The organism is Nocardia jiangsuensis (assembly GCF_042650385.1).
Classification (GTDB): domain Bacteria; phylum Actinomycetota; class Actinomycetes; order Mycobacteriales; family Mycobacteriaceae; genus Nocardia; species Nocardia jiangsuensis.
Map to the genome: position 1 here is coordinate 95,322 of NZ_JBHSAX010000005.1, position 12,283 is coordinate 107,604.

Genomic DNA, 12,283 nt, shown 5'->3' on the forward strand with positions numbered 1-12,283 from the left:
CGGGCGAATACCGATACCTCCATACGCTGGAGAAGGTTTCACCCGCATGGAGACATCCCCCAACTAGGAGCCGAGATGCCAGAAGTGAAGGAATTCGACGGCGCATGGCGGGACCTGGCCGACCGGTCGGTGGCAGAGCAGCGCCGGATGCTCTCCGATTTCGTCTGCCGCATCGTCGCGGATGTCATCGGCGAAACCGGACCGGAGTCGATAGATCCGTCGGATTCGTTCCAGGACCTGGGATTCGACTCGCGGATGGCGATCGGGCTGCGCGATGTGCTGACCGCCGAGACCGGTGTGGCGCTCACCGGCGCGGTGGCGTTCGACTACCCGACGATAAATCGGCTCGCCGAATATCTGCGAACACGTCTGAGTGGCGAGGGCGGCGCCGCCGAACCCCTGTTCCCGATATCCGACGGTGCCGTCGACAACGAGCCGATCGCCATCGTCGGAATGTCGTGCCGGCTTCCGGGCGGAGTGTCCTCGCCGGAGCAGTTGTGGGACATCGTCGCCGACGGGCGCGACGTCATCGCCGAATTTCCGACCGATCGCGGCTGGCCCGATGACCTCTACGATCCGGAGCCGGGTTTGCCCGGCAAGACCTACGCCCGCACCGGCGGATTCGTCTACGACGCTCCGGAATTCGATGCCGCATTCTTCGGAATCGGGCCGAAGGAAGCGACCGCGATGGACCCGCAGCAGCGCCTGATGCTGGAAGGCTGCTGGGAAGCACTGGAACACGCGGGTATCGATCCGACATCCCTGCGCGGCAGCCGCACCGGCGTCTACACCGGGCTGTTCCATCACGATTACCACGAGGACGGCACCCCGCCGGAGCTGGCCGGCTACCTGATGACCGGCATCACCGGCAGCGTGGCATCCGGGCGGGTGTCGTATGTGCTCGGTTTGACCGGCCCCGCGCTGACCGTCGATACCGCGTGCTCCTCGTCGCTGGTGACCGTCCATCTGGCGGTACAGGCGCTGCGGGGCGGCGAGTGCGACATGGCGCTCGCGGGCGGGGTGACGGTGATGGCCAAAACCAATGCCTTCACCTCGTTCAGTATGCAACGCGGCCTCTCCGATACCGGCCGGTGCAGCTCCTACGCGACCGGCGCGAACGGCACGGTGTGGGCGGAGGGCATCGCCATGCTGGTGCTGGAGCCGTTGTCGCTGGCCCGCCGTAACGGCCATCGGGTGCTGGCGCTGGTGCGCGGGTCCGCGGTCAACCAGGACGGCGCGTCCAACGGACTGGCCGCCCCGAACGGTCCGGCCCAGCAGCAGGTGATCCGGGACGCGCTGGGCGATGCCGGATTGACGGTGTCCGACATCGACGCCGTCGAGGGACACGGCACCGGCACCGTGCTCGGCGACCCGATCGAGGTCCAGGCCCTGCTGTCGACCTACGGTCGCAACCGGCCCGCGGAGGCTCCGCTCTGGCTGGGGTCGATCAAATCCAACATGGGCCACACCCAGGGCGCCGCCGGGGCGGCGGGCCTGATCAAGCTGGTCGAGGCGATGCGGCACGAGACGCTGCCGCGCACGCTGCACGTGGACGGCCCGACCGAGCATGTGGACTGGTCGGAGGGGAACGTCCGGCTGCTGACCGAGCCCGTCCCGTGGCCGCGCGGCGAGCGCCCGCGGCGAGCGGCCGTGTCGGCGTTCGGCATCAGCGGCACCAACGCCCACGTGATCGTGCAGGAGCCGCCCCTCGACGAGCAACCGGCCGCCGAGCGCACCGCACCGCCGCAGACCCCGTGGATTCTCTCCGGGAAGACCGAAGCGGCGCTCTCGGACGCCGCGGCGCGGCTGGCGCGGCATCTGCGCGACAACCCCGAGGCCGACGCGACCGACGTGGGCTTCACCCTGGCCACCGCGCGCGCCGAATTCGATTCTCGCGCGGTGGTGTTCGGGCCGGACCTGACCGCGCTGACATCGGCGTTGGACGCGCTGGCGACCGGGGACGAGACACCGTCGGCCGTGCGCGGCGTCGCCGTGCGCGGCGTGCGGACCGCGCTGCTGTTCCCCGGTCAGGGCGCCCAGAAGGTGGGGATGGCGGCCCAGCTCTACCGGTCCTATGCCGTCTTCGCCACCACCGTCGACGAGTTGTGCTGGCAGTTCGACAAGCACCTCGACACCCCGTTGCGCAGCGTGATCTTCGCCGAGCCGGGGACGGACACCGCGGCCCTGCTGGACCAGACCGCCTACACCCAGGCCGCGCTGTTCGTGGTGGAGGTCGCACTGTATCGCCTGCTCCGTTCGTGGGGGGTGACAACGGACTTCCTGATCGGACACTCCATCGGCGAGCTGGCGGCCGCCTACTCGGCCGGAGTCTGGTCGACGGCCGACGCCTGCACCCTGGTGGCCGCGCGGGGCCGGTTGATGCAGGCGCTCCCGGCGGGTGGCGCGATGGTGTCGGTGGCGGCCGCGGAAACGACTGTGCGGGAACTGATCGCGGGGCGCGAGGACCGGGTCGGCATCGCGGCCGTCAACGGCCCGCGCTCGGTCGTGGTCTCCGGTGACGCGGACGGCGTCGACGAGATCGTCGCGGTCCTGACCGAACGAGGAGTGAAGACCAAGCGGCTCACCGTCAGTCACGCCTTCCACTCGCCCCGGATGGAGCCGATGCTCGCGGAGTTCGGCGCGATCTGCGCCGGGCTGACCTATCACCGGCCCACGGTGACCATCGTGTCCACGCTCACCGGCAAGCCGGTGGACGGCGACGAGCTCGGCACCCCGGAGTACTGGGTACGGCAGGTGCGGCAACCGGTGCGATTCATGGCCGGGGCCCAGTGGCTGCTCCAGCAGGAGCATGTCACCACATTCCTGGAGGCGGGTCCGGGGGCGACGCTGACGGCACTGGTCCGCGAGAGTTGCACCGACGCCGACCCGGACGCGCTGACGGCGGTCGCCGCCCTGCGTGCGCGGGACGGGAACGAGCTCGGCGCGCTCTTCGGCGCGCTGGGGAGCTGGTACTGCGCGGGCGGTGTCGTCGACTGGACCACGCAGTTCCTCGGGACGGGCGCGTGCCGGACCGACCTTCCCACCTACCCGTTCCAGCGCGAACGCTACTGGATCGACGGTTTCGGCGGCACGAACGTGCGCGAGTCGGGCCTCGACAGCGCCGAACACCCCCTGCTGGGCGCGGTGGTCTGGATGCCGGACTCCGAGGACGTGGTGTGCACCGGCAGGCTCTCACTGCGCACCGACCCGTGGCTGGCCGACCACGAGATCGGCGGTGTCGTGCTGTTTCCCGGCACCGCCTACCTCGAACTGGCGCTGCATCTGGGCACCCTGCTGGACTGCCCGGCGCTGAGCGAACTGGTGCTGCGGGCGCCCCTGACGGTGCCCGCCGTCGGCGGTGTCGAGCTGCGGGTGCTGGCGGGGACCCCGGACGAGGGCGGTGCTCGCGCGTTCTCGGTGTACTCCCGGTTGCAGGCCGACGCCTCCGCCGAGTCCGAACCGGCGGCCTGGGCCTGCCACGCCACCGGGGTGATCGCCCCGCACGGCACCGGCTCGCCCGCACCCGCGAGCGATCTCACCGACTGGCCGCCCGCGGGCGCGACCGCCGTGAACGTGGCCGACGCCTACGACGACCTGGCCGAACTCGGCTACGGCTACGGGCCGATCTTCCGCGGCCTGACCGCGCTGTGGCGGCGTGGCGCGGAAGCCTTCGCCGAGGTGGAGCTGCCCGATCGGGCACAGCCCGCGGCGCACGAGTTCGGCATCCACCCGGCATTGCTGGACGCCGCGCTGCACACCATCGGGCTGAGCGGACTCTCCCCCGCCACCAGCCCCGGCGCGGTGACGGTGCCCTTCTCCTGGGAGGGCGTGGCGCTGCACACCGTCGGTGCGAGTTCGCTGCGCGTGCGGCTGACACCGGCTCCGGACGACGAGCCGGGGAGCGGCCGGTTCGCCCTGACCCTCGCCGACGGGAACGGCACGCCGGTCGGCGAGGTCGCCGCGCTGACGCTGCGGGAGATCTCGGCGGCCTCCCTCGGTGGCGCTCGCCCCGCCGCGGGCAGCCCCCTCTACGGACTCACCTGGACGCCGGTCGTCCCCGTCGAGTCCGTCCCCCTCGACGACCCGTGGACGGCCGACGGGGACATCGAGCACGTCACCGTGGCGGCACGGTCGGTCGCGGTGCTCCGTTTCGAGGTCGGCCCGCCGGCGGAGGACGTCCTGCCGACGGCCCTGCGCGAGCGCGTCACCGGACTGCTGACCCGGCTGCAGAAGCTGCTGGCCGAGGACGGGACCATCGTGGTGGTGACCAGGCACGGCGTCGCGGTGCACGCGGGTGAAGAGCTCGATCTGGTCGCCGCGGCGGCCTGGGGCCTGCTGCGCACCGCGCAGAACGAGAACCGCGACCGGGTCGTCATCGTCGACGTCGACAGCTGGGACGACTACCGCGCGCCGGTCGAACAGGCCGTGGCCATCGGCTCCGAACCGCAGCTCGCGGCCCGCCGCGGCGCGCTGTTCGGCGGCAGGCTGACCCGCAGCTCCGCCGACAACGTCGGGGCGATCGAGTTGCTGGACGCACCGACATGGCGCTTGACGCCGCTCGGCAAGGGCACACTGACCAGCGACAACCTCGCGCTGGTCGAGGATCCGGATGCGGCAGCGCCGCTGCGATCCGGTGAGGTGCGGGTCGCGCTGCGGGCCACGGGTGTCAACTTCCGCGATGTGCTCATCGTGCTCGGCATGTACCCGGACCCCGACGCCGCGATCGGCGGCGAGGGGGCGGGTGTCGTGCTCGAAGTCGCTCCGGACGTGACCGAGTTCGTCCCCGGCGACCGGGTCTTCGGCTTCGTCACCGGCGTCGGCTCGGCCTCGGTCACCGACCAGCGGTACCTCGCCCGCATGCCGCGCGGCTGGTCGTTCGCGCAAGCGGCGGCGGTGCCGGTTGTCTTCGGCACCGCGTACTTCGGCTTGGTCGACCTGGCCGGTGTGCAGCCGGGGGAGACGCTGCTGCTGCACGCCGCGACCGGTGGCGTCGGCATGGCGGCCGTGCAGCTGGCCCGGCACCTGCGGTTGCAGCTGCTCGTCACGGCGAGCCGGCCGAAGTGGGACGTGCTGCGGGAGATGGGCTTCGACGACAGCCGGATCGGCGACTCGCGCTCGCTGGATTTCGAGCAGAAGTTCATGGCGGTCACCGACGGTCGCGGTGTCGACGTCGTGCTCGACTCCCTCGCCGGGGAATTCGTCGACGCCTCGCTGCGGCTGCTGCCCCGCGGCGGCCGGTTCATCGAGATGGGCATGACCGACCGCCGTGATCCGGCCGAGGTGGCCGCCGACCACGCCGGCGTGATGTATCGGGCCTTCCACCTGATGGAGGCCGGACCGGACCGGCTGCACGAGATCATGACCACCCTGGTCGAGCTGTTCGATTCCGGTGTCCTGCGACCACTGCCGATCACCGGCTGGGACATGCGGCAGGTGCCGGAGGCGTTCCGGTTCCTCGGTCAGGCGCGGCACATCGGCAAGAACGTGCTGACCGTGCCGACACCGTTGAACACCGCGGGAACCGTCCTGGTGACCGGCGGCACCGGAGGCCTCGGCGCGTTGGCGGCACGGCACCTGGCCCGCACCCACGGGGTGCGCAACCTGGTGCTGGCCAGTCGCCGCGGCCCGGCCGCCGACGGTGCGCGGGAACTGCGGGCGGAACTGCAGGCGCTCGGGGCCGAGGTCGACATCGTCGCCTGCGACGTGGCCGACCGGGCCGCGCTGGACGATCTGCTGGCGGCGATCCCGGCGGACCATCCGCTGACCGGCGTGGTGCACACCGCGGGCGTGCTGGCCGACGGCCTGCTGACATCGATGACGCCCGGCCAGCTCGCGACCGTGCTGCGGCCCAAGGTCGACGCGGCCTGGAACCTGCACGCGGCGACGAAGCACCTGGATCTGTCCGCGTTCGTCCTGTACTCGTCGATCGCGGGCGTGACGGGCGGGCCGGGGCAGGCGAACTACGCCGCGGCCAATGTCTTCCTGGACGCACTCGCCCAGCACCGGCATCTGGCCGGGTTGCCCGCGACCTCCGTCGCGTGGGGAGCGTGGCGCCAGAGCAGCGGCATGACCAGCACCCTGACCGAGGCCGACTTCGCCCGGATGCGCCGGGAAGGCTTCAGCCCGCTCGGCGACGACGAAGGCATGGCGCTGTTCGACGCGGCGCTGGCCGCGGGCACCGCGGGCGCGGTGGCGGCGCGCATCGACACCGCCGTGATCTCCACCCTCGATCCCGAGGGGCTGCCGTCGGTCATGCGCGGCCTGCTGCGCTCCTCGCGGCAATCCGCCGACAGCCGGGCGGGGGAGTCGTCCAAGCTGGTGGCGCAGTTGACGGGCCGGAGCGCCGCCGAGCAGAACCAGCTCATCGTCGAGGTGATCCGCGGCCATGCGGCGACCGTGCTCGGACACGAGTCCTCGTCCGCCGTGGATCCCGAGAAGCCCTTCAGCGATATCGGTTTCGACTCGCTCGGAGTGATGGAGTTCCGGAACCGGCTCAGGTCGGCCGTCGGAGTCAAGCTGTCGACGACGGTGGTCTTCGACTATCCGACCCCCATCGCCCTGGCTGACTTCATCCGTTCCGAGATCGCGCCGGCGGACAACCCGGCGGTGCGGATCATGGCCGAGGTCGAGTCGTTGGCGCGCAGCTTCAGCGGGGTCGAGCTGGATTCGGAGGATCGCGCCGATATCGCGGCGCGCCTCGCCGCGGTGCTGCGTGAGCTGACCGCGAGCGCGGCATCGGGCGGTGAATCGGCCGATGCCGCGGGCAGTCTCGACAGCGCCGACGACAGTGCGCTGTTCGAGTTCATCGACCAGCTGTAGCCGACGCACGATCGGAAGGGCGAAACGATGGCAGACGACGGGGAACTGCGCCGCTATCTCAAGAAGACCGCGAGGGAGCTCTACGAGGCGAAGCAACGGGTCCGGGAGCTGACCGAGCGGGCCGCTGAACCCATCGCCATCGTCGGGATGGCATGCCGGTTCCCCGGTGGCGTCCGATCACCCGATGATCTGTGGGAGCTGGTGGCGCAGGGGCGCAACGTGGTCTCGGAGTTTCCGGACGACCGGGGCTGGCCGGCGCCGGAGTCGCTGGACACCGACCCGTCGGCGCCCACCGTCGCCCTCGGCGGCTTCCTCGACGGCGCGGGCGAGTTCGACGCGGAGTTCTTCGGCATCTCGGCCCGCGAAGCCCGCGCCATGGATCCGGAGCAGCGGCAGCTGCTGGAGGTGTCCCTGGAGGCGATCGAGCGCGCCCGGATCGATCCGGCGTCGCTGCGCGGCAGCGACACCGGAACCTTCATGGGAGTGAGCAACAACGGCTACGGCTTCATCTCGCCCGACTGGCTCGGGCCGGGGAACATCGGCGCGGAGAACTACCTCGTGCTCGGCAACTCCTCGAGTATCGCCAGCGGCCGGATCAACTACCTGTTCGGGCTGGAGGGGCCCGCGGTGTCGGTGGACACCGCCTGCTCGTCCGCTCTGGTCGCGGTGCACCAGGCGGTCGCCGCGCTCCGCGCGGGCGAATGCTCGCTCGCGCTGGCGGGCGGGGTGTCGGTGCTGGCCACCATCACCCCGTTCGTGGTCTTCTCCCGGCAGCGCGCCCTCGCGCTCGACGGCCGGTGCAAGCCGTTCGCGACGGCGGCCGACGGGACGGCGTGGTCCGAGGGTGTCGGGGTGGTGGTACTGGAACGGCTGTCCGAGGCGCGCCGCCGTGGCCACGAAGTCCTGGCGGTGATCCGGGGCTCGGCGATGAACTCCGACGGCGCGTCCAACGGCATGACCGCACCGAACGGGCGGGCACAACAGCGGGTCATCCGGCACGCGCTCGCCGCCGCCGGATTGACCGCGGCCGACGTGGACGTCGTCGAGGGCCACGGCACCGGCACCGTGCTCGGTGATCCGATCGAGGCGCAGGCGGTACTGGCCACCTACGGGAAACGATCGGCCGAGCATCCGCTCTGGCTCGGATCGATCAAGTCGAATATCGGGCACAGCCAGGCGGCCGCGGGCATCGCGGGCATGATGAAGATGGTCATGGCGATGCGGCACGCGGCCGTGCCCGCCACGTTGTCCGTCGATGAGCCGACGGCCCACGCGGACTGGTCGGCCGGAACGGTCCGGCTGCCGAGCGAGATGCAGCCGTGGCCGGAGACCGGCCGACCGCGCCGATCGGCCGTGTCCGCGTTCGGGTTCAGCGGGACCAATACCCATGTCGTGCTGGAGTACGACCCGTCGGCCGAGCCGGTGCGGGCGACGGGGGAGCGGGTCCGCGCGGGCCTCCACCCCGTCGTGGTCTCCGGCAAGTCCGGCCGGGCGCTGCGGGGGCAGGCCGAGCGGCTGCTGGCCGTGTGCCGGACCGATCCCGCGATCGATCTCGCCGACCTCGGGCTGTCGCTGGCGACCACCAGGACCGCCTTCGACCACCGCGCGGTCGTGCTGGCCGACTCCGTGGCCACGCTGAGCTCCGGTCTGGAAACCCTGGCCGACGGCGCGCTCGCCCCGGCCGTGATCACCGGTTCGGCCACCGGCAGCGGCAAACTCGCCATGCTGCTCCCCGGCCAGGGCAGTCAGCGCACCGGCATGGGACGTCGGCTCTACGAGGCGGGCGGCATCTTCACCCGGACGATCGACGAACTGAACGCGGCGTTCGCCCCCCATCTCGGCGTCGATCTGCGCCCGGTGATCTTCGGCGACGGAGCCGAGATCCACCGCACCGAATACACCCAGCCCGCCCTGTTCAGCATCGAGGTCGCCACCTATCGCGTCCTCGAATCCTGGGGAGTGACCGCCAATTACCTGATCGGGCACTCGATCGGCGAACTGGCCGCGGCCTACCTCGGCGGGGTGTTCTCGCTGCCCGGCGCGGCCGAGGTGGTCGCGGTGCGTGGCCGGCTCATGCAACGGCTGGGTCCCGGCGCGATGGTGTCGCTGCGCGCGTCGCTGGCCGAGACGGTGGAGTCGCTGGCGGGCTTCGAATCCCGCGTGTCGGTAGCGGCGAGCAACGGCCCGAACTCCACCGTCGTCTCCGGCGACGTGGACGCGGTCACGGCGATCGCCAAGGCGTGGCGCGAGCGCGGCAGGCGAACCAAGAAGCTCCGGGTCGACCGGGCATTCCATTCACCGCACCTCGACGAGCTGCTCGCCGAGTTCCGTGCGGTGCTCGCCCGGGTCGAGCTGAAGCCGTCCTCGATTCCGTTGATCTCCACCGTCACCGGTGAGCTCGCCACCACGCGCGAACTCACCGCGCCCGACTACTGGGTCACGCAGGCCAGGCATACGGTGCGCTTCTCCGACAGTGTGCGGTTCGCCGTGGACGCGGGCGTCACCACCCTGCTCGAGGTCGGCCCCGGCGATGTGCTGGCGGGAATGAGCTACGAGTGTCTCACCGATGCCCGATGCGTGGCGGTCGCCTCGCAGCTCTCGCCCGAGCACGCGGCGGGCGACCTGCTGCGCGCGGCGGCCAGAGCGTGGGTACGCGGGGTCGCGGTGGACTGGGGCGCGGTGTACGCCGACTCCGGTGCGCGCCCGATCGATCTGCCCACCTATGCCTTCGCGCACCGGCACTACTGGCTCGGATCGCAGCATCCGCAGACCGGGACTGCGGCCGCAGCGGCCGAACACCCGGGTCCGGGACCGTTCGCCGCGGCAGCCGAGCAGTTCCGCGACGAGTGGGTGGCAACGGAGCCATCCGCTCGTCTGCACCGCGTCCGCACCCTGGTCCAGCGGCAACTGCAGGAGATTCTGCACGCCGAGACGCCGGAGCGGATCGGTGTCGACACCGCGCTCACCGAGATCGGCCTGACGTCCCTGTCGATCCTGGAGCTGCGCAACCGGCTCGCCGTCGTCTCCGGGACGGCGATCGCGGTCGATGTCTTCCTGTCCGATCCGACCCCACGGGCACTGGCCGAGCGGCTGCACGACGATCTCGTCGCCGCCACCATCGCAGTCCGACAGCAGGAGGGGTAATGACGACGCTCAGTACACCGGAGCGGCGCGCAGGTCTGAGCTTCGAGCAGACCGTGCCGTGCTCCCAGGCCCATCGGCGGTGTCTCGGCGAGGTTTTCGTCGCCGATACCGCCGCGCTCGGCGGCACCGAGTTCCTGGCCGCGATCCAGATTCCGCGAGCGCACTCGCTGTGGTCGGATCGCGTCGCCCCCTACCACGATCCGCTGGCGGTCATCGAGGCGATTCGGCAGGCGATGACCGTGATCGGGCACCGCTACCTCCAGGTGCCGTCCGGATCGCCGCTGAGCCTGCAGCGCATGCAGGCCGACGTCGAAGACCTCAGCGCGCTGTACGAGCAGCCGGGTACCCCGCTCGAGGGCATCGTCCGCATCCACACCGACCGGCAGTCCGGTGGCAGCGGCTACTTCACCGACAGCTCCTTCACCGCCACGCTGACCGTCGGCGCCGCCACCGCACTGTCGGTGCGGGGCGGCGGAGTCGCCTTCCCGCCGGAGGCCTATCGGGAATTCCGCACCCATCAGCAGCAGGGCCGGCCGCCGGAAGGGGAGCCTGCCGCACCGGTCGAGCCCGCGCCGCCGGGCCGGGTCGGCCGCCGCGACCCGCGCAACGTCGTCATCGGGGACCTGCCGGTCGATCCGGGTGACAGCGCGACGATGCCCCTGATCGTCGACCAGCTCCACCCGTCCTTCTTCGACCACCCCTACGATCACGTCCCCGGGCCGCTCATGCTCGAGGGCTTTCGGCAGGCCGCTCTCGCCATCGCGGGGCCACAGGCGGTGGTCGCGCTGAACGCGCGGTTCAGCGGATTCGCCGAGTTGCACGGCCGCCTCGACTATCTGGCCCGCTACGACGGCGACGCCGAGGTCGACATCGCCCTGTCGCAGTTCGGCACGACCATCGCCGAATGCCTGGTCGAGCTGTCCCCCCATCCCATCGACGCCCAGCCTCGAGGAGCTCTCCGATGAATACCCGATCAGCGCAGGCAGACAAGCGATTCGCCGTGGTGGGCGCGGGAATCTCCGGCATCGCCGCGGCCTGGGAGCTGCACAACGCCGGCTACCAGGTCGATCTGCTCGAGCAGGACGACGTCGCGGGCGGCCGGTTCGGCATCGCCCGACTCGGGGACCGGCCGGTCATGATGGGCGGCAAGAACCTGGGCAAGAAGTACAGCGCACTGCGTAAATTTCTGGCGCAGACGGGCGACCCGAAGCTGGAGCCGTTCGGCATCAACACCTCTCGCGTCGTCGACGGCGAGCTGCTGACCATCGACAGCAAACAGAGTCCGCTGCAGCGGCTGGCCGGGCTGCGCCGGATGGCTCCCCTGACCGACCTCGCGAAACTCTTCAACCTCGCCCGCCAGGTCCGGAGCAGGGAGGAGAACCGGTTCCTCGGATCCCAGGCGTTCACCAAGATCGCCGCGGCGAGCGATCACAAGCCCCTGAGCGACCATTTCGGCTCGCGCATCGTGCACAACATGTTCCGGGCCATGACGGTGCGGATGAACGGCGCCGAACCCGACGAGGTGTACCTGGGTACCTTCGGCACCAACCTCACCATGATCATGGATACCTACGACCAGCTGACCGACAGCATCGACCCGGTGATCGCGGCCCTGTCGAAGCAGATCACGATCAAGACGGGGAGCCGGGTGCAGCGGCTGGTCGTCCGCGACGGCTCCGTCACCGGCCTGGAGATCTCCGAACGTGGCGGCCCGGTCACCGAACATCCCTACGATGGTGTCGTCATCGCGGCCCCCGCCTATGCCGCGGCGGAGATCGTGAAGGCCGATCTGCCCGCGCTCGCCGGCCTGCTGCTCGAGGTCCGCTACTTTCCCGCCGCGGTGGTCCTGGTCGAGTACGACCGCCCGGTCTTCGGAATGGACGTGCGCGCGGTGGTGATGGACGACGGGCCGTGCAGCAATGCGGGCGTCTACGGCATCCACGACCTGCACATCGTCCGCTACACCTTCAGCGGACGGCACGCTCGGCCCACCCCGTCGCCCGAGCAGCTCGAAGCGTGGATCGACCGGGCCGAGGAGCAACTGCTGTCGCTGCTCGCCGCCCGCGGCGTGCGCCGAGTCCGGTCGGTCGCCAAGGTCTGGGAGGCGGCGTACTGCGCCTACGTGCCGTTCCACGGCAGCTTCCTCGACGATGTGCGCGCCAGGGTGGGCACGGTCGGCGGGCTCGCGTTGGCGGGGGACTACCTGCGCGGCGCCCCCATCGAGAGCTGCTTCCGCTCCGGCACCGAGGCTGCCGAGGCCCTGCTGCGGTGAGCCCGGCCAGACCCGCGAGTGCGGCGGCACACCCCCCGGGTGTGCCGC

The 12,283-nt window shown here is 71.0% G+C and carries 4 protein-coding genes; all 4 read left to right on the forward strand.

The features are described from left to right. Positions 1 to 75 precede the first annotated feature (75 nt). Genes ACFO0B_RS05620 through ACFO0B_RS05635 form a run of 4 tightly spaced genes read left to right on the forward strand, consistent with a single transcriptional unit; the run spans position 76 to position 12,235 of the window. Positions 76 to 6,819, forward strand: a complete 6,744-nt coding sequence (locus tag ACFO0B_RS05620) for an SDR family NAD(P)-dependent oxidoreductase (RefSeq protein ID WP_378611219.1) — start codon at positions 76 to 78, stop codon at positions 6,817 to 6,819. A gap of 27 nt (positions 6,820 to 6,846) precedes the next feature. Then, complete coding sequence (locus tag ACFO0B_RS05625; protein ID WP_378611220.1) at positions 6,847 to 9,963, forward strand: type I polyketide synthase; 3,117 nt, start codon at positions 6,847 to 6,849, stop codon at positions 9,961 to 9,963. Next, the gene (locus ACFO0B_RS05630; protein ID WP_378611221.1) at positions 9,963 to 10,928 is read left to right on the forward strand and encodes an AfsA-related hotdog domain-containing protein; all 966 of its coding nucleotides are present in this window, start codon (positions 9,963 to 9,965) and stop codon (positions 10,926 to 10,928) included. The genes ACFO0B_RS05625 and ACFO0B_RS05630 overlap by 1 nt, the downstream gene beginning before the upstream one ends. Further along, positions 10,925 to 12,235: an FAD-dependent oxidoreductase gene (locus tag ACFO0B_RS05635; protein WP_378611222.1), complete on the forward strand. Its 1,311-nt coding sequence runs from the start codon at positions 10,925 to 10,927 to the stop codon at positions 12,233 to 12,235. The genes ACFO0B_RS05630 and ACFO0B_RS05635 overlap by 4 nt, the downstream gene beginning before the upstream one ends. Positions 12,236 to 12,283 lie beyond the last annotated feature (48 nt).

Bases quoted from the DNA above. Each gene is read 5' to 3' on its own strand.
- ACFO0B_RS05620 (WP_378611219.1), top strand. From the start codon at position 76: ATGCCAGAAGTGAAGGAATTCGACGGCGCATGGCGGGACCTGGCCGAC.
- ACFO0B_RS05625 (WP_378611220.1), top strand. From the start codon at position 6,847: ATGGCAGACGACGGGGAACTGCGCCGCTATCTCAAGAAGACCGCGAGG.
- ACFO0B_RS05630 (WP_378611221.1), top strand. From the start codon at position 9,963: ATGACGACGCTCAGTACACCGGAGCGGCGCGCAGGTCTGAGCTTCGAG.
- ACFO0B_RS05635 (WP_378611222.1), top strand. From the start codon at position 10,925: ATGAATACCCGATCAGCGCAGGCAGACAAGCGATTCGCCGTGGTGGGC.